Origin of the sequence: Acidovorax sp. (genome assembly GCF_046314175.1) — a bacterium.
GTDB lineage: Bacteria > Pseudomonadota > Gammaproteobacteria > Burkholderiales > Burkholderiaceae_C > Acidovorax.
The window spans coordinates 18,050-36,849 of record NZ_JBKBXG010000055.1; the positions used below are offsets into that span (position 1 = coordinate 18,050).

Annotated in this window: 15 protein-coding genes and 1 tRNA gene; 11 read left to right on the top strand and 5 right to left on the bottom strand. The window is 62.9% G+C overall.

Annotated features, from left to right (window positions below; all coding sequences use genetic code 11):
* Window position 1: 1 nt before the first annotated feature.
* From ACK4OE_RS16205 to ACK4OE_RS16235, 7 genes are all read left to right on the top strand, one after another.
* Entirely contained in the window at window positions 2–2,089 is a 2,088-nt protein-coding gene (locus tag ACK4OE_RS16205) for a genomic island protein (RefSeq protein ID WP_409886028.1), read from the top strand.
* A 20-nt stretch (window positions 2,090–2,109) separates the two neighbouring features.
* Window positions 2,110–3,018 carry a hypothetical protein gene (locus tag ACK4OE_RS16210; RefSeq protein ID WP_409886030.1) on the top strand — a complete coding sequence of 303 codons (909 nt, stop codon included), beginning with the start codon at window positions 2,110–2,112 and terminating at the stop codon, window positions 3,016–3,018.
* Window positions 3,019–3,185: 167 nt separating this feature from the next.
* The gene (locus ACK4OE_RS16215) at window positions 3,186–4,289 is read left to right on the top strand and encodes a N4-gp56 family major capsid protein (protein WP_409886032.1); all 1,104 of its coding nucleotides are present in this window, start codon (window positions 3,186–3,188) and stop codon (window positions 4,287–4,289) included.
* 72 nt (window positions 4,290–4,361) lie between these two features.
* Complete coding sequence (locus ACK4OE_RS16220) at window positions 4,362–4,763, top strand: hypothetical protein (protein WP_409886034.1); 402 nt, start codon at window positions 4,362–4,364, stop codon at window positions 4,761–4,763.
* An 80-nt stretch (window positions 4,764–4,843) separates the two neighbouring features.
* Window positions 4,844–5,188 (top strand): hypothetical protein, encoded by a 345-nt coding sequence (locus ACK4OE_RS16225; RefSeq protein WP_409886036.1) that lies wholly within the window; start codon window positions 4,844–4,846, stop codon window positions 5,186–5,188.
* 3 nt (window positions 5,189–5,191) lie between these two features.
* A complete protein-coding gene (locus ACK4OE_RS16230; protein ID WP_409886038.1) occupies window positions 5,192–5,863 on the top strand; it encodes a hypothetical protein in 672 nt (223 codons plus the stop codon).
* A 114-nt stretch (window positions 5,864–5,977) separates the two neighbouring features.
* The gene (locus ACK4OE_RS16235; RefSeq protein ID WP_409886040.1) at window positions 5,978–7,843 is read left to right on the top strand and encodes a hypothetical protein; all 1,866 of its coding nucleotides are present in this window, start codon (window positions 5,978–5,980) and stop codon (window positions 7,841–7,843) included.
* A 224-nt stretch (window positions 7,844–8,067) separates the two neighbouring features.
* Here the strand turns inward: ACK4OE_RS16235 and ACK4OE_RS16240 are convergent, their stop codons facing one another.
* Window positions 8,068–8,949, bottom strand: coding sequence for a hypothetical protein (locus ACK4OE_RS16240; protein ID WP_409886042.1), 882 nt, complete (start codon window positions 8,947–8,949; stop codon window positions 8,068–8,070).
* A 312-nt stretch (window positions 8,950–9,261) separates the two neighbouring features.
* On the opposite strand from ACK4OE_RS16240, the gene ACK4OE_RS16245 reads away from it, so the two are divergent.
* Genes ACK4OE_RS16245 through ACK4OE_RS16255 form a run of 3 tightly spaced genes read left to right on the top strand, consistent with a single transcriptional unit; the run spans window position 9,262 to window position 16,168 of the window.
* The gene (locus ACK4OE_RS16245; protein ID WP_409886043.1) at window positions 9,262–9,471 is read left to right on the top strand and encodes a hypothetical protein; all 210 of its coding nucleotides are present in this window, start codon (window positions 9,262–9,264) and stop codon (window positions 9,469–9,471) included.
* A 2-nt stretch (window positions 9,472–9,473) separates the two neighbouring features.
* Window positions 9,474–10,058, top strand: coding sequence for a hypothetical protein (locus ACK4OE_RS16250; RefSeq protein WP_409886045.1), 585 nt, complete (start codon window positions 9,474–9,476; stop codon window positions 10,056–10,058).
* Between the two features lie 59 nt (window positions 10,059–10,117).
* Window positions 10,118–16,168 carry a PLxRFG domain-containing protein gene (locus ACK4OE_RS16255; RefSeq protein ID WP_409886047.1) on the top strand — a complete coding sequence of 2,017 codons (6,051 nt, stop codon included), beginning with the start codon at window positions 10,118–10,120 and terminating at the stop codon, window positions 16,166–16,168.
* Window positions 16,169–16,227: 59 nt separating this feature from the next.
* Here the strand turns inward: ACK4OE_RS16255 and ACK4OE_RS16260 are convergent, their stop codons facing one another.
* Entirely contained in the window at window positions 16,228–16,824 is a 597-nt protein-coding gene (locus ACK4OE_RS16260; RefSeq protein WP_409886049.1) for a DUF4124 domain-containing protein, read from the bottom strand.
* Window positions 16,825–16,961: 137 nt separating this feature from the next.
* Here ACK4OE_RS16260 and ACK4OE_RS16265 point away from each other — a divergent pair, with 137 nt between their 5' ends.
* Complete coding sequence (locus ACK4OE_RS16265; protein WP_409886051.1) at window positions 16,962–17,168, top strand: hypothetical protein; 207 nt, start codon at window positions 16,962–16,964, stop codon at window positions 17,166–17,168.
* Here the strand turns inward: ACK4OE_RS16265 and ACK4OE_RS16270 are convergent.
* The 3 genes from ACK4OE_RS16270 to ACK4OE_RS16280 all read right to left on the bottom strand — a co-directional run bounded on the left by ACK4OE_RS16270 (window position 17,149) and on the right by ACK4OE_RS16280 (window position 18,764).
* A complete protein-coding gene (locus tag ACK4OE_RS16270) occupies window positions 17,149–17,937 on the bottom strand; it encodes a hypothetical protein (RefSeq protein ID WP_409886053.1) in 789 nt (262 codons plus the stop codon). The two genes, ACK4OE_RS16265 and ACK4OE_RS16270, sit on opposite strands and share 20 nt — an antisense overlap.
* Window positions 17,938–18,140: 203 nt before the next feature.
* Window positions 18,141–18,419 (bottom strand): hypothetical protein, encoded by a 279-nt coding sequence (locus ACK4OE_RS16275; protein ID WP_409886055.1) that lies wholly within the window; start codon window positions 18,417–18,419, stop codon window positions 18,141–18,143.
* A 260-nt stretch (window positions 18,420–18,679) separates the two neighbouring features.
* Window positions 18,680–18,764: transfer RNA gene (locus ACK4OE_RS16280), tRNA-Leu, on the bottom strand.
* Window positions 18,765–18,800: the final 36 nt, after the last annotated feature.

Here is an 18,800-nt window from a genome sequence, read left to right on the forward strand (position 1 = left end):
CATGAACGACACATCACCCACCAGCCTGGCAGACGGCGCAGCGCGCGAGAACTGGGCTCGATACCTCTACGGCAAGGACCGTGGCCATGTTGACTACCTGCCGCACGCTGCCCGCTGCGAAGACATGTACCTGGGTGGGGGGCGACAGATCACTCCAGAGCAGCGCGCTGCGTTGATCGCGGCACGTCGGCCGGGCTACGAGTTCAACCAGATCAAGCCCAGCGTAAACGCTGCCATCGGCTACCAGATCCACAACCGCATGGACATCGCGTTCAAGCCGCGTGGTGGAGACTCGGACCTGTTCAAGGCCACGGTCCTTTCCAAGGTGACCATGCAGGTTGCAGACCTCTGCGCGCTGCACTGGTTGGAGACCCAGGTGTTTAGCGACGGTCTGATCCAGCAACGCGGCTACTACGACGTGCGGATGTCCTTCGACGAGAACATCAAGGGCGAGATCACCGTCAGCGACCTGGACCCGCTGGACGTGATCCCAGACCCAGACGCCAAGAGCTACGACCCCGACAAGTGGGGCGACGTGATCATCACCCGCTGGCTGACACTGGACGAGATCGAGCAGATCTACGGCAAGACGGCCAGGAAGCGCGCGGAGGAAAGCAACGACGCGGGCCACGACTTCGGGGACCTCGAAGACGGGGTTGAGCGGAACAAGTTCGCCACACGCAAGGACTGGGGCTACACCGATGCGTGCGCCACCAAGGAAGACGGCCTTGAGCGCTACCGTGTCATCGACCGCCAGCGGTTTGTCTACGAGCTGACGCCTTGCCTTGTGTGGCCGGGCACGGGGGATGTGCAGGTGGAAGACACCATGGCCGCAGACTCTGTGGCTGACGCTCTGGCTAACGGTGCGGTTCGGGCAAAGCGCATGCGCCGCCGTGTGAAGTGGACGGTCACCACCTTCACCGCCACGCTTCACGACCACTACAGCCCATACGAGCACTTCACCGTGGTGCCGTACTTCGCGTACTTCCGGCGCGGCAAGACGTGCGGGATGGTCGATGACGCCATTGGACCGCAAGAGGTTCTGAACAAGGCGGTGTCGCAGGTGGTGCACATCGTCAATTCCAGTGCCAACAGCGGCTGGGTGGTCGAGGAGAACTCCGTCACCAACATGTCGATGAAGGAGCTGGAGACCAGAGGCTCCCAAAACGGCCTGGTGATCGAGTACAAGAAGGGCGCCAAGGCGCCTCAGAAGATTCAGCCCAATCAGGTTCCCACTGGCGTCACGCACCTCATCGACCGCGCGGACAAGGCCCTCAAGGACGTGACCGTGCCCGAGGCCATGCGCGGTGTGCAGGGCCCCGAGACCTCTGGCATTGCCATCCAAGCCAAGCAGTTCGCCAGCCAACAGCAGCTGTCAGTGCCCTTGGACAACCTGGCTTACACCCGCCAACTGCTGGCCAAGCGCATCCTGAAGCTGATCCAGCGCTACTACGACACGCACCGCATCTTCCGCATCACCGAGACGGACCCCATGACGGGCAAGCCGAAGGAAGAACTGCTGGAGATCAACAAGTTCGACCCGGCCACGGGCGGCTACATCAACGATGTGACCATCGGCACCTATGACGTGGTGATCACCGAGCAGCCCATGCAAGTCACGTTCCAGAACTCGCAGTTCCAGCAGGCGCTGGAGATGCGCAAGGCTGGTGTGCGGATCAACGACGCGACGATGGTGCGGTACTCCAACCTGTCGGACAAGCAAGAGATCTTGGAGTCCCTGCCGGGAGACCAGCCGCCAGCAGATCCCACGGTCGAGGCGCGGGTGCAGCTGCTCAATGCCCAGACGCGCAAGACGGACGCTCAGGCCACGGACGTGAAGGTCAAGACCCAGTACAGCGGTGTGCAGACGGCACAGGTGGTAGCGCAGACCCCCGCCACCGCCGCGCTCGCCGATGGCCTGCTGAAGTCAGCCGGGTATGTGGACCAGGACGCGGGGCCCATCGTGCCCCAGGCGCCCGGCGGTCTGCCCACCGTGGCCATGCCCCAGAGCACAGATCCCATGAACCCCGCCAGCCCCGCCGTGGGCGCGAGCGATGGAATTGAAACCCTGGCCGCTGATGGCCTGTAACCCTGAAGGAGAACCACGAGATGACGACACAAGACCAAGCACAAGCGCCAGGGGCTACTGGCACCGCCACCGAGGATGAGGCACTGGACCTGGGTAACGATGATCTGCCAAGCACCGGCACGAGCGAGGCACCTGCGCCCGCTCCAGCACCGGCAGCAACGCCTGCGCCAGCCAGCGATGCCAACTCAGGCGAAGGCACAGGCAGCACTCAGAACGTGCCCTATGCGCGCTTCCGTGAAGTGAACGAAAACAAGCGCCAGCTGGAAGAGCAACTGGCGGCCATGCAACAGGAGCTTCAGGCGATCAAGGCAGGGCAACAGCCAGCGGCGGCCCCATCCCCGGCCGCAGCTCCGGCTCCAGCCGCCTTCGATGTGGATGCTGCTGAGGAGCAGTACGCCCAGGCGCTGCTCGACGGGGACGCCAAGGCTGCCAGCGCGATCCGGCGTGAGATCAATCAGCACATCGAGACATCGGTGATGAAGCGCGTTGCAGAGTCATCGCAGCAGGAACAGGTGGTCGCCAAGTCTGAGGTCGTTGTGGCCAACGCGATGGAGACTTATCCCTGGCTGGATCAAGAAGAGGGCGCTTTGGCTCTGGAGCTCATTGAAGCGTCGGTGCGAACCAAGGTGGCCGATGGTGTCCCGCACCACATCGCCCTTGCGAACGCCATTGCCACCATCGCTCCGCGTTTTGCTCCAGATGACACCCCCAGTAGGGTATTGCCCAACGGTGGTGCGCCCGCTGACACTCGCATGGAGCGTGCTAACAAACGTGGCGCAGCGGATTCCCTGCTGCAGCCAGCAGCGGTGCAGGCGGGCATGGGCAACCGTGCCGTGGCGCCCAAGATCGATGGCTCCACGAAGCTCAGCGACGATCAGATCGATGGGCTGCCGAAGGCCGACTTGGACAAGGCACTCGGCATCGGATAGCGCCTCAAGGCTGGCAAGGACTCACCCACCTTGCCAGCGTCATCCCTGGGTTGTCGCCTCTGACGGGCGTTAAACAGTCAGGCGCTCTTGGCCGCCACAACAGCCATGTTTTCCGCAGATGGGCGGCGTCATGTCCCGAGAAGTAACCCTACTTATTGGAGATAGACATGGCATTCACTGCGTTCGGCGAATTGACGCCGATTCAAAAAGTCAACTGGTCACGCGTCGTCTGGAAGGCCGCACGCGACCAGATGTTCCTCAAGAACTTCATGAGCGACACGGGCAACAGCGTCGTGCACCGCGTCACTGAACTCACCGAAACCGAAAAGGGCACCCAGTGCCTGTTCCAGTTGGTTGCCGACCTGATCGGTGACGGCGTGCGCGGGGACGATGAGCGCGAGGGCAACGAAGAGGCGATGGACGCCCACAGCCAGATCATCCAGATCGACCAGATCAGCCACAGCGTTGGGAATAAAGGCCGATTCGATGATCAGAAGAACATCATCAACTTCCGCAAAACGGGCAAGGACAAGCTCTCGTTCTGGCTGGCCAACCGTGCCGATCAGCTCGCCTTTCTCACGATGTCGGGCATCAGCTACGCCTTCGAGAACAACGGCGCACTTCGCGTCGGTTCTGTTTTCCCCGAGCTGACGTTTGCTTCTGACGTGACCGCGCCATCGGCCAAGCGCTCGCTGATGTGGGATGGCACCAGCCTGGCTGTGTCGAACACGGGCAGCATCACCACGGGCTACGTGCCCAAGTACAACATGATCGTGGACGCCATCGCCTACGCGAAGGAGCACCGCATCAAGCCCCTGATGGCTGGTGGCAAGCCGTACTACGTGATCTTCCTGGCTCCTGGCTCTCTGGCCGCCCTGAAGAAGGACGAGGCTTACCAGCGCGCTGTGGTGGCGGTGGCCACTAAGGCAGGCCAGGATTCGCCCTGGTTCACCGGTGCGACCGTGACGGTGGACGGTGCCGTGCTGCACGAGCACACGCTGGTCTACAACACCAAGGGCGCAGCATCTGGCTCGAAGTGGGGGTCTGGTGGCACGGTCAACGGCACCCGCACGCTCCTGTGCGGCTCGCAGGCACTGGCTTTCGCTGACATCGGCGACGGCCACTGGGTCGAGAAGCTGTTCCAGTACGACAGCAAGATCGGTCTGAACATCGACCGGATGATCGGCTTCAAGAAGCCAGTCTTCCCATCGATCTATGACGGCAGCGACGAAGACTTCGGCCTGCTGACCATCGACCACTACCTGCAGTAAGCAGCGCCCCCGGGGATGGGGCCTGCGGGCTCCGTCCATTCATCCTCCCCTTGTTGTTGAAAGGAGCCCATCGTGGCTATCAAGAAAAACGCAGCGCGCCAAGAACTCATCGTGGCGCATCTCGACATCGGCTACTCCGATCCCACAACCTACGGCACCGCTGAAGAAGCGTTCGATCTGCCCGGCAATGCAATCCTGTTCGGTGGCGATGTCGTGGTCAAAACGGCCTGGAACAGTGCCACCACGGCGACGCTGAAACTCGGCGATGCGACCGATGACGACCGGTACACCGCATCTGCAATCGACCTGAAGACTGCGGGCCGCACGGCGCTGACCCTCACGGGCTACAAGCACACCGTGGCCGAGGCGCTCAAAGCGCTGATTGCACAGACCGGTGCTGCTGCCACGGCCGGTGCTGCTCGCATCACCATCAGCTACTACGTCGAAGGTCGCGCAGCCTTCAGCCAGGGCTGATCTGTTTCTCAGTGGTGGGGCCTATGCGCCCCTTTGCCCGGCGGCGTCACACCCGTCGGGCGATTTTCAAGGACACCATCATGAAATTCCGCTCCCCATCTGACCAGCCCATCCACATTGCGCTGACCACTGGCCACACTGCAGTGGTTACGCCTGAGGGCGTGCCGCTGGACCCCATGTTTCACAAAGAAGCAAGCGCACGCGGCGCGGTGGCTTTCGATGACAACACCACAATCGTCCCATCTCCTGAAGATCGCAAGGCGGCTATCGCTGCCGCTCTCACAGGCATGCTGGACGGCAAGGACGAAGACGACTTCACGGCCGAGGGCAAACCCAACCTGAATCGACTGAAGGCCAAGACGGGCTTTGCTGTCACGCGCGAAGAAGCCGATGCTGTCTTCGTCGAGCTGACCGCCAAGGTGTAAGCCATGAAGGTAGCGGAGTTCATCGCCGCCTTTCGTGCCGACCTTCGGGACGGTGTTGAAGGGGAGTTGTGGAGTGATGCCGACATCGTCCGCTACCTTAACGATGCGGTACAGGAGGCGTGCGAGCGGTCCAAGCTGATCGAAGACCGTCTGACGCCAGCCGTGTGCACCGTCACCCTGGTGCCGGACGTTTCCACGTACCAGCTACACCCTAGCGTTTTTGAGATCAAACGCGCAACGCTGCGTGGCCGCCCGCTCGACGAAACGAGCGTTGAAGAAATGGACGACGAATGCCCTGGCTGGGAGAGCTGGAAAGGCTCTTCCCGGTTGTTCATCTTCGAGCAGGCGAGCGGAGTGCGGCCCGCCAGCATCCGCTTGGTCCGCATACCCACCCAAGCCGACACGCTGGCCTTAACCGTCTACCGTGGCGCCCTCAAGCCGCTGAGTGCTGACATGGACCAGGGGCGCCCAGAGATCCCTGAGCGATTTCACGAACGCCTGAAAGACTGGGTGTATCGCTGCGCCTATCTCAAGCAAGACGCGGACGGATTCGACAAGTCCAAGGCCATCGAGTTCGAAGCATCGTTTGAGCGATCGTTCGGCGCGCGCCCAGATGCCAACGTGCAGCGCAAGCAACGCGACCGCCGCCCGCCCATCGTCACCGTCAACTGGTGAGGGCCGCGCCCCAGTAGGGGTTGGCGCTTCAGCCCTGGGCCAGAAGAATCCCCACAAGACTTTTCCAAGGCCATCATCATGCGCAGAACACTCGCCCAAATCGCCAATCACACGATGCCCGCCCGACGCTACCGTGAGGGTGGCCACGTCCGTGGGCCCGGCACAGGCACCAGCGATTCCATCAACGCCAAGCTCTCAGACGGCGAGTTCGTGGTTCCCGCAGACACCGTGCGCAAGGTCGGAGCCCGCCGCCTGCAGGACCTGGTGGACATGACGCACACGCCCGTGAAGGGGGGCAGCAAGCCCAACCACTTCGCGAACGGCGGCTTTGCAAAGTTTGATGTGAACGCCTGGACTCAGCAGCAGGACCAGCAGCGCACTTCCAATGCCCAGGCGGTGCAGGCGCAGGCGCAGGCAACGTCGGATCAGGCGCAAGCCGAATCGGACGCATTGGCACGCAAACAGGCGGCTGCTGCGCCAGCGCCGGTTGCGCCCGCCACTGCAGCGACTACCACGTCTCCCTCGCCCGCAGCTACGCCATCGATCAGCCAATCACTCGATCAACGCGTGGCCCAGATCCCCACGGGCGGCCAGACGGCCCCCAAGGCAGATGGCTCGCAGAACAGCTTTGCCAACACCGAGACCGGGCGCAACCTCTCCAATATCGCTTCCGCACTGCCTGGTTCCCTGGGTGGCGCAATTCCTGCCGTGGCCAAGACCGGCGGGGCGATCAGCGGTGGTATCGACGCAGCGACCCGCCTACTCAATGCCGGTGCTGGAGCGGCGGCGATCAGCGCCATTCCCAGCTCCGCTGCAGCGCAGAGCCTGACTTCCTCAGGCGCGGGCGCGGGGCGCGGGATGACGAATCCTCCCGCCGTAGACCCTTCGGCGCCATCACCTATGGCCCCAGCAGCTGCGGCGGCTGCCAGCGCGCCCAGCAGCACTGGGCCCGCCACAACGAGCGATGTCACGAGGGTGGGCAACTCCTACTCTGGCACGAACGTGGCAGGCGACATCACGGTCAACGGCCGCGCGCCAGGCGGTGGCTTCATGAACACCGGTGACACCTCGGCGCAAGTTACGGGCGCGACCGGAGGTATGGCCAACAGCCAGAGCACGGGCGCGCGAGATCGTTTGATGGCGGCCGGGACAGGCCAAGCACCGAGCGCCCAAGTCAGCCAGCAGAACATGGTGGCAGCGGACAACCTGGCCGGGCGACAAGAGCAGAGTGCGCGCGGCCGGCTCATGGCGCTGGCCGGTGGCTCCAACGAAACGCCGTCTGTGCAGGCGCCTACCGTGCTGAGCAGCGAGAACAGCTGGCAAAAGCGCAACGACCTGCGCAATGCCGAAGTGAGCGCCAAGTCCATCACACAGAGCGACCAGTGGGGCAAGGGGCGTGACCGCGCAGCAACGCAGGTGTTTCGAGGGATGTTGGCCGCCGATATCGCGGCGCGCAACGCACAGCCCGGCTTTGACGCATTGGCGATGCGCGAGAACGCCGGGTTGCGGCGCGAGGGCATGCAGCAGGCCGGGGAGACCCAGCGCACCGGCATTCGTGCCGAGGGCGTGGATGCTGCCAACCAGATTGCGCGCGGCCGACTGTCGCTTGATCAGATCGCTGCAGGCTACACGAATCGGTCGGCAGATCGCATCGACCGTGCACAAGCAGAGCTGGAGAATGCCAAGACGCCAGAGGCCCAGAAATCAGCGCGCGAACGCTTGATGGCGCTGTCGGGCAGGGCGCCGCAGAATGAGTGGGGTGTGCAGATAACACCCACTACCAAGAACCTGGACGGCAGCACTACGCAGGGCAGCGTCTACCGGTTCAACAAGGCGACGGGTGAGACGTCGAGGGTGGACGAGGGGCAGGGGAATGCCGGACAGGCTCCTGCGAAGGACAACATGATTCGTGGCCAGGTCTACCAAACCAGGGGCGGCCCGATGCGCTGGAACGGATCGAGCTTTGAGCGAGTCGGCTGATGTGTGCGCTCTGCGCTCGGCGGGCAGGCCGAACGCCTCGTCGTAGGTGTGAGTCGACCTAGACAAGCTGAAAAGTCGCCTGCCGTCCTGGTTGAAGCGCAATGTAGATGCCGCTACCTGAAATCAGGGCCCGCTCAGGCCTTTGATCTGGCCCAGGAAACGGGAGTAGGGATTAGCCCGGAGGGCGCGCGGTCTTTTTGCGGTTCGCTGCTTCCAACATGGCGTTAAACACCGGGAGTTGCAGAGGCCCCGTTTTCGCCTGAGCCATCGACAAAATGTCCTGTGGTGTCGGCTGTGGGAGCCGTTCCAGAGAGTTCAACCCGCTGCGTCGGCTCAGTAGCGATAGTGGTAGTACGGAAGGTGTCAAGATATTCATGGCATTGCTCTACCGCTGTTTGATTCACGACAGTATGGGAAATTTCGGCGCCCGCGTAAATCTCCTCTAGGTGTTCAACCACCTTGGTTTTAAGGTAGATGTATTTACCCTCAGCCACGCTGAGGAAAGCCATGTCTGTTTCCTTGCCAACCCCAGGAGCGACTTCGGCCCGTTTCTTGGCCACGAGCGTCATGTACAAAACTTGGTCCATCGACATGGATGATCCGTGGCCGGTGAACATGAGGCTGGAGGCAGCCTGGTTCCTGCCGACGCCGATGGCGGCAAATCCCGTGTCGTTGTGGCATGAGACCTCTCCGTTTTGAACCGTGTATATGTGGGCTCGGCCATAGCCTGCACTCTGATCAATACCAACAAAAAGTGCGGCGCACGCAGGCATCTGGAAGTGCACTACCTGCCTCGTCAGGTCTGCCGCTATGGCCTCCGTCAGATTCCTCTGGTTTTGTATGAAAGTTTCGACAGTCAGGCCAATTGGCAATAAATAGGCCGACTCGGCGCGCCTCCGCTTGGCGTCGATGTAGGACTTCGCATAGGCATCAGCGATGTTCTTTACGGTCTGGATCTCTGGCTGATCCTCCGTAGCTCTGAGGGTTGCGCGAACTTCTTCGAGCAGTTCGGTGTGCAGGTTCACGTCTCCCGCAATCATCGCAATCACCCTGTCTGTGAGGTGATGGATTTTCAGCCGCTTAGTCTGGTTGTCATCCGTGGACATCATCTGGTCCGACGCGGCCACCGCAGCGGAACCATCGGCGCAAAGCGCAGCTACGCAAACTGTCATAGTTTCCCTCCTGCTCCCACTCTATCAGCGCTGGGCAGGCGGGACTAGGGCGCTAGGCGCGGGCGCACTTCATCAGGGCATAGCGTGAGATATTGAGCTGTCATTCCCCACGACAGACATTAACAGTTACGGCTATTGCCAAATCGTTATTGACGGCTTGGCCAGCAATGGCACAATTGTGTCAAAGTGATGCAGCAACGGCACCGTTATGGCGCCGACTGCCTCATTTCAATGGAGTGAAAAATCATGGCAACCGCACTACTTGATGGCAATACCGCTATTCGGATGGTGAACGGCCGTCTCGTGAGCCCAACGCTCAATGATCCCGAAGTCAAAAAGGAAGTTGCTGCGAAGATGGGTGTTCTGCGTCAGGACTTGGACGCTCTCCGCGCGTATTACGTTCGGCAGGGTGTCATCACCAAAGGCGGCAATCTAACCAAGCGCTACGGCGGCTGAACTTGTATCGCCGCCTACCCAACTGGGTTCTAGGGTTCCACGGTACAGACGCGACGACCGTTAAAAAAATCCTCTGCAACCCCAAAGGGCATCTCGATCCCAGCGAGAACGATTACGACTGGCTTGGGTCTGGGGTGTACTTTTGGGAGAACGACCCAGAGCGAGCGCTGAAATTCGCTAAGGAGCGGATGAAGTGGCTGGGTATTCGTAAGAAGCCCGCTGTTATCGGCGCCGTCATCGACTTGGGTCTCTGCCTCAACTTGTTCGACCAAGTTGCGTTGGCTGAGCTCAACAGTGCCCATAAAGACTTCGATTTCGACATGCAACTTCTCGGCGTTCCGATGCCGAAAAACGAGGGGGGAAAGGACAGCCTTTTCCGCCGTCTGGACTGCGCCGTCATCGAACACGTACACCGGCTTCGCGCCAAGTCTGGCAAGGTCGCTGCATATCAAACTGTTCGATCAGGTTTTCTGGAAGGCGGCGCTTTGTATGAAGGCTCTGGCTTCAACGCGAAGAACCACATCCAGATTGCTGTGCGCAACCTCTCCTGCATCAAGGGCTACTTCTTGCCGCGCACCCGAGGATAGGTGGACCCGCCGCCCCAGTAGGGTTCGACGCCAGCCCCTGAAATCGGAAGACTGCAGGGATGGCCAAAGACACCATCTCCTACGAAGACGCCTTCGGGCTCACATCAACTCCAGCTGCGCCCAGCGCTGGAACCGTCAGCTATGAGGAAGCCTTCGGCCTCCCTCCAGTCCCGCCCAAGCGACGCACGCTCGCCGCCATCGCCAACGACACGGTGATCGAGGCGGCCAACGCCGCAGCAGGCGGTGTGTCTGCCGCTGCCAACTTCGTGCGGCCTGGCAATGCGGTCTCCGGCTGGATCGACAAGAACATCGTGGAGGCAGGCGAGGCCAGCCAGAGCGATGCCGTCAAGGCGGAGAAGCAGCGCTTCCGCCAGGGTGTGGCCAACGCCGACGGCGTGATGGACGAGCTGGGCGCCGTGGGCAGTTACGTGGTGAACAACCCAGTGCTCTCCGCAGCCCAAGCGGTCGGCTCGTTCGTCGGCCCTGGCCTGGCCGTCAAGGGCGGGCGCACGCTGGCATCCATCGCCGGTCTGAACGCTGCGCGCGGTGGCTTGGCTGGCGGTGCTGCTGCTGGTGCTGCCATGGCGGGTGGTGATGCTGCTGGCGCGGCCTACGAGCTGTCGACCAAGGCGGGCGCGACGGATGAGCAGGCTGTGGCCGCCGGGCGCGGGGCCAGCGTCCTGCCCGCTGTCATCGGTGGTGTCGGCGGCGTGGTGGGTGCTGAGCGCCTTGTGGCCGGGGCTAAGGGCTTTGCGGGTAACGCAGCCTCCCGCGCGCTGAAGACCGGGGCGGTGGAAGGTGCACAAGAGGCCATCGAGGAGGGCGTCACACAGTACGAAGGCCAGCGCGCCGCGATGCCGTTTGACGCGACCATTGATCCGAGCAAGGGCGTTGCTGCTGCAGCCGGTATGGGGGCGGCCTTGGGCGCAGCAACCGGTGGTGGAGTGTCGCTGCTCACGGGTGGCCAACAGCAACAGGCTCCAGCAGCCGCGACCGTGAATGCGGATGATCCATCTGTGGGTGCGGCTGCAGCACCTGCACAGCCTGCAGTACCTGCCATCGATCCCAATGCAGGCCCACTGTCGAAAGCGGCATCGCTGGCCGGAGACCTGGGTCTCGCACCAACACCAGCTGCGCCCACGGCGCAAGAGCAGCGCACAACGTTGGAAGCAGCGATTGCTCGTTTGCCCGAAGCTCAGCAGCGTGAAGCCCGCCTGAACCTCGCCGATCTGGACAACCAGTCGTTGCCCGCTGGTGTTCGCGCAATGCGTGACGCGCGACTGCAGGAGCTAGTCGGCGGTGCACCGGTGGCCCCCGTGGAGCTGACGCCACAGGACATGGAGCGGGGGCGGGTGCTGCCGAACTTCGATGCCCGTTCGGATGAGGCGCCGCCCGAGAGGCTTTCCCTCGCGCCCGAGCAGGACCAAGCGGCCGTCGATGGGTTGGACTTCCCCGAGCCCACCGTGCCCGAGGGACAGGTGAACCCAGACGCAGCGCGTGTTGCAGAACTTGCACTTGCCGCCGACCTGGCGCCTGGCGAACCGATGCAGTTGAATCGAGCCCACGCTTTGCGCCGCGCAGCTGCTGCAGAGGGCATCACCATGTCGGTGATCCCTCACCCATCGGGACGCGGCTACGACGTGGCGCCCACCGCGCGCCTTGATCCTGCCGTGCGTGCCGCCATGCCCCAGGACGAAGCCGCTGCCCTGCTGCCGTTCGACCAGAGCCCATCCGGGCGCATGCTGGCCAGCCAGGACGGCAGCGTGCGCGCCGAGACTCGGCCCGAGGCCGTGGCGCTCAGCAATGAGGCGACTGCGCAGCGCCAGCAGGTGGAGTCCGATCGCCAGCGCCGAGCCGATCTGGGCATGAGCAACATCACCCCGGTGGTGCCGGTGGCCGAAGCAGGAAATCCCGCCTTGCCCCAGGTGACCTTCGACAACGCGCCCACCGGCCGCATGGTGGCGGGTGCCGACGGCGTGCGACAAGAGCGCCGGGCCGAAGTGGTCAACCGCGCCAACCAGCCCGCGCGTGCACCTCAGACCGTGGCCAGCGTCAGCGGCGCGCCGTTCGCCTCGCGCCAGGTGGCCCAGCAGGCCCTGCAGCAACAGCAGCTCGCGGGTACACACGAGGTGGTGCCAGCGGGGGACGACGAATCGCTGGGGTTTGTGCTCCAAGAAATGGGGCTGAATCAATCTCCAGCGCTTGACGGTAAAGCGCAAGCAGCTACTGAATCAGTAGCAAACCGTGCCCCCAACTGGCGCACCAACGCATTGCAGGCCAACCGCGTCGCGCGCGGCCTGGGCATCGAGACCAAGGGCAAGCGCCTGGTGCAGGTGGTGGCGGAGATCGACGCCGCCGCCGACAGCGCTGCCAGGGGGAGTACGGCCAGCATCCCGGCCGCTAGCAGGATGAGCAGCACGGGGGCGGCCAGCACCACGGTTCCCACCACCTTAATTGCTACTGAATTTGTAGCTGCAGGCGCTGATGAGTCAAGCGCTCGCCGCACTTCGGCCGCCTCCAAAATGGGCGGCCAGCTGCAGGATCGTCCCCCACGGCCTGGCCCACTCCCGGAAACGGGTGGAAATCAGGTGCCAACGCTTGAGCAGGAAGCGCCCGAAGCTATGAAATCAGGAGCGGATTCTGCCCCGGCTGGCCCGCGCCCGGCGCGCGCAGCAGCACCACGGTCCACCACCAGGATGGAGGAGGTTGGTTCCACGCGGTCGGACAGCGACGGTCTTGGCACGCTCTTCAGCAGCAGCGGCCAGGCCGTCCCGGCGCGCGGGCTATCGCCTGAAGAGGCCCAGCAGGCGGTGCAGGAGGCCCTTGCCGGGCTGGCCAACCCGCCACCAATCGACATCGTGACCCGGAGCCAGGAGCTTGGGGTCGATGCGCCGGACGGCGTAATGGGGGCGGCGATACCAGGCGAGGGACGCATCATCGTCGTTGCCTCCGCTCACGGGAGTGCTGACGCTGTCGCTGAGACGGTTTTCCATGAGATGTTTCACCTGGGTTTGCGCAATGTGTTGCCAGCGTCCGATTATGTGCAGGCCATGCTGGACTTGGCAAAGCGTGACGCCCGCGTGCAGGAGTTTGCGAACCGGTGGAAGCGGGAGGCCGCGGACGCACCCCAGCAGTTGCAGGCACTACGCGACCTGGGTCACGTCGGTAGTGAGTTGACCGCCCGCTATGAGGCGCTGGCCATCGAGGAAGGCCTGGCTGTCGTGGCTCAAGAGCTGCGTGCCCAGAAGCAAGCGGGCACCCGCCTTGGACTACGGGTCCGAGCCCTGGCCAGTTGGTTGGCCAGCGTGGCCGACCGCATGGGCATGGGACGCCTTGCCGAGCGCATCCGCAAGATGACCTACACCGAAGCCGAGCGCTTCGTCCTGAAGGCCATCGATCAATCCGGCACACCCGCGCCGGTGGCGGGAACGGGCGGCGACATCACGCGCTTTCGGACACAGGGGGAAAACTCTCTGGCTGGCCGGGTCGGGGAAACGCTGAAGGGCGTCACGGTCACCGATCTGAAGAAGCAGGCGGGTTTCAAGGCCACCGATTACCGTGGCCTCGGCCTGCAGCTGCTGGGCCGTCGCCAACTGGTGGACGTGTACGGCGACATGCTGCCCGAGATGCGTCGGTACAGCGATCTGATGGCACGCATGGACGCCGACAAGAACGAGGCGGGCTCTGGTGCTGACCAACTGGCGCAGGACTGGGCCAAGCTACCCGACGAGCGCGCGCTGGCAGAGCTGATGCACGACTCCACCCTGGCGCAGATCGACCCCTCAAAGGACTTCGTAGAGGGTGACAACAAGACCGACTGGACCAAACTGCAGGCGCGCTACAACACCCTCACGCCCGGCGCAAAGGACGTGTATGCACGGGCACGGGACACCTACCGCCAGCACATGCGCGACGTGCGCAGCGCGATCAAGGAGCGCATCGAGCGTACCGAGATCAGTTCCGAGCGCAAGGCCGCCATGCTCAAGCGGATGGACGACGAGTTCTTCGGCCACATCAAGGGCGTGTACTTCCCGCTGGCGCGCTTCGGCCAGTACGTGGTGGTGGTCAAGGACTCCGAGGGCAAGGTGGCCAACGTGAGCCGGGCCGAGACCATGGCCGAGGCGGATGCCACGAGCGGACAACTGCAGCGCGCATTCCCTTCCAGCAAGGGCTTCAGCGTGGGCAAAGTCCTCAAGGCCAAGGACTTCGTGGCCGAGCGCGACAGCGTGGGCCGGGGTTTCATGGAGCAGCTGTATGGGGTGCTGGACAAGCAGGGCATGGACACCAAGCAGCGCGCGGAGCTGGAAGATGCCCTGGGCCAGCTGTACCTGTCTTCGCTGCCTGACCTGTCTTGGGCGAAGCACGGCATTCACCGCAAGGGCACGGCCGGTTTCAGCCAGGACGCCCGCCGGGCCTTCGCACAGAACGTGTTCCACGGCGCCAGCTACCTGGCCAAGCTGCGCTACGGGGACCGACTGCAGGACGAACTGGGCGAGATGCAGCGCCGGGTGGACGCGGGATCGACCGACAGCGGCTTCGACTCCGTGAAGGCTCAGCAGGTGGTGGACGAGATGGTCAAGCGCCACGACGCGGCCATGAACCCCAAGACGAATGCAGTGTCCACCGCGCTCACCAGTCTGGGCTTCATCTTCCACCTGGGCCTGTCGCCTGCCTCCGCCATGGTCAACCTGACCCAGACTGCGCTGGTGGCATACCCGGTCATGGGGGCGAAGTGGGGGTTCAAGAAAGCCAGCGCCGCGCTGCTCAAGGCTTCGGGTGAAGCCGCCCGGGGAAAGAACGACATCACGGGTAGCCTGAGCGCAGAGGAAAAGGCCGCCTTTGATGAGGCTGTGCGCTCTGGGGTGATCGACGTGACCATGGCCCACGACTTGGCCGGTATCGCCCAAGGCGAGGATCAGAACGTGTCGTACAAGCTGCGGCCGGTAATGCGGGCTGCCAGCTGGATGTTCCACCACGCTGAGAAATTCAACCGTCAGATCACCTTCGTGGCCGCCTACCGGCTGGCGCGCGAAGCCGGTGCTGGCGACAAGGCAGCGTACGAGCAGGCGGTGCAGGCAACCTACGATGGGCACTTCGACTACAGCTCCAACAACCGCCCCCGGGCGATGCAGGGCAACGTGGCGCGTGTGGTGCTGCTGTTCAAGCAGTACGGCCAGAACATGGTCTACACCTTGGTGCGCAACGCCCAGCAGTCGCTCAAGGGCGCGTCACCGCAAGAGCGTGCGCAGGCCCGCAAGGCGCTGGGCGGCCTGCTGACGATGCACGGGCTGGCGGCCGGTGCCCTGGGCCTGCCCATGGTCACCACGCTGCTGTCCGCTGCCTCGATGCTGGGGGGCGACGACGACGAGCCGTGGGACGCTCAGGTCGCGCTGCAGAACATGCTGGCGGACACCTTCGGCCAGAAGCCCGCAGAAGTGATGGCGCACGGGCTGTCTCGGCTGACCCCATGGGACATCTCGGGCCGGGTGGGCCTGGACAAGCTGATCTTCCCGGACATGCAGGAAGGCCTGGAAGGGCAGCGCCTCGGCGAATCGGCGATGGCTGCCGCCCTGGGGCCCGTGGCCGGTATCGGCATCAACGTGCTCAAGGGCCTGCAGGACATGGGTGACGGTCGCTACCTGCGTGGGCTGGAGGCCATGGCGCCCACCGTGCTGCGCGGGCCGTTGAAGTCCTTCCGCTACGGCACCGAGGGCGTGCGCGACAAGTCGGGGATCGTGGTGCAGGACGAGGTGGGCGCGGCCGAGCTTCTGGGTCAAGCCTCTGGGTTCTCGCCGTCGAGCGTGCGAAATTCGTTCGAGGGCAAGAGCGCCATCGTTCAGCAGGATCGCGCACTGATGGCGCGGCGCAGTGCCCTGGTCGAGCAGTTCGCCATGGCTGCCATGGCGGGAGACGAGGAAGGGAAGGCAGAGGCCCGCGAGGCCATCGCCAGGTTCAACGACAAGAACCCGAACCGACGGATCCAGCCGATGCAGTTGGCGCAGAGCGTGAACATGCGGCAGAAGCGGATTCGTGAAGCGCAGGAGGGGGTCTACCTACCAGGCAAGAGGCGGGATGCGCTGGAGGCGGGGCGGTTTGCGGCGCAGGAGTGATAGGTCTTCAAGCAACTGCAACTCTAGGGCCCGCCCCGGCGGGCTTTTCAGTTGGGTCCTCAGTTGCAGTTCCAAGAATTGCCCGCCCGGTGGCAGGTTCTGCCGTTTGGCCCAGTCATGAAATTTTGCCCTGACTTGTGGTAAACGCCGCCCTGATTGTCGTAGCAGAAACCGGTGTTGCAGTTGGTGATGATGGCCGGAGGCGGATTGGCAGCCTCTTCTTTTCGGGCAGCTTCGCGCCGCTCTGCAGCCCGCCTGGCCTGAGCTTCAGCATCCCATTGGCCGCCGTTGTTGGTGATGCTTTTGGCTGAAGTCGCAGCGTTCTCCCGGTTTTTGCGCTCCTGCCAGCCTTCGGTTGGTTGCATGACAGCAGGTGGCGACTGCGCGGCCCCCCTCTGTTGCTGGGACAGTGCGCGATCCTGCTCCGCCATGCGTCGCTCTTGCTTTCGCAACTCGGCCTCGTAGGCCTGCTCGCGCTCCTGCAGGATTTCCTCGCGACTGCGCTGGCGCTCGATCTGCATTCCAGATTGCCCAGTAGCGCAAGGTTGGTCGCTGTAAATGATTTTGCCGCTCGCATCCTTGCAGCGGTTTACCTGGGCTCCTGCGGACACTGCAGCAAGGCATAGGTAGGTCAAGGCGATTGTTCTCCAGCGCATGGGATCCCCTCCTGCCACCACTCTATCAGGTGGGCTTCATCGCAGGCCCGTCCCAGGTCGGTGGTCTGGCTGGTAAAGCGGGAGGAGGGACTTATGCGGCCTGGAATGTAGCAGGTGGACAAGGCGAGAGCCACACGATGCTCACGATCAATGCCGATACGCACCCGCTGATGAACGGGATGCACAAGCCAGATCCAAGGCTGCCCGCAGACCAGCAGGACAAGCGTAGCGTGATCTCGATTGAATCGGCTGACGTGGACGCCTGGCTGGCGGGCACACAGCAGGAGGCGGAGGAGTCGTTACGAGTTCCAGCTATAGAGCTGATCAGTGGTGGGCCTGCGTGACATTGCCAGCTTCACTCATTGGCACGCTACCGCTTGCAGAGATAGCTTGCCGAGCCCGAGCTGTGCACACCAGAAAGGATCGCAAATCGCCCCACAGGGATTGAGCGAGTTGAACGCGAGCACCCGCGTCAAACAAGAAGTCAGGGCCTAGTGTGCGCACAAGATAAAGCTCCAGGCAGCGCTGTGGCGGCTGACCGTCGAAGCTTTTACTGACTATCCCAAAGGAGGTTATTTCAATCCCGCGTCGGGCAAAGCCGCTCAGGGTAGCTGAGTAGACAAGCTCATAGTTATACGCGTACTCCGCTGGAAGCATGAATACGCAAGCAAATTCGTTCACATTGAGGTTGCACCAAAAATTGATTCGGTCACCCTCTGCGTTCACAACTTCGTATGTGACTGAGGTTCTTTCGGCCGTTAGGCGGCGCATCTTTACAGGAGCTGACGCCTCTAGATCGGCCATAGGCACTCCGTCGATATGCGCAAGTGGGCGGCTCGGGCGACACAGATCTCTCGTCAGGAAGCGTACGGTTTCTTTTTCAATTCGCCAGAACGAGTTGGATGATGCGTACAGGAGGACAAGAATCCACGCAGCAGCAGCAGTAAGAAGCAGCTTCAATATTTCTAGGCTGGCTGCGCCAAAGTCCGGCAATCCCGATGCGCGAGGCGCCCAGAGAAAAACGCCGATGCACAGTGCAATTAGAGCCACCAAGGCGAGAGAGATTGCCCAGCGTTGAGCTGAGCTGAGAAATAGGAACTTCTTGGCGTCCATTTGAGATCTTTGCGTCTTTAGCCCGGCTGATCATAGATGCTGTGAGCGGGGATGCGAGCTCCCCGAGATGGTTGGCGTTTCTCGGGTGCGTCTATGGCGCTGACGCGCACGTAAGACAGATCCTGATCACAGCGCGCGGTCAGGGTGTCCCCATCGGTAATCGCAACAACCAAGCAGAGCAGGGCGGCGGTACTCAATTGCGGTCAGGCTGGAGCCAGTTGGTCGAAGTCCGCCAGCGGCATTTCGGTGCCGTCATGCGCCACCAGCACGCCCGGCGTGGCATCCGATACCTCTATCGGACTGCCGTTGAACTTGCCTTGCTCTGGCTTCGCTCCATCCATTGGCACGCAGCCATAGAGGCGGCACAGGTGCAGGTCGTCGGCCTGGGCTCTGGTCAGGACCAGCTTCTGCGGAAGCGCGGCCTCGTGTGCGCGCCAGTGTGCGCGGAATGCGTTCGTTGCGCGTCTGTGGATGTCTGCCATGCCTGGGCGGCAGGGTGGGAGGTCTACGATGTTCTGGGCGGCCATGCGGGGATTCTGTCGCAAAAAGCGCTCGCAATCAGGCTGCTAAATCGCGCGTCGCCTGCTGCGGATGGGGCCGCGCACCACCTTGGAAGCGGTAGTCGAGAAGGCCAAACAAAAAAGACCCCGAGGCTGACGCCTGGAGGTCTTTGTTTGTCATTTGCGGAACGTCACGGCGAACAAACGCGGAACATGCTGCAAATAACATAGCTAGAAAGCTATGGTGCCCGGGGCCGGAATCGAACCGGCACGCCTTGCGGCGGGGGATTTTGAGTCCCCTGCGTCTACCAATTTCACCACCCGGGCTGGAATTCGTGAAGCCCCAAATTATGGCACAGTAGG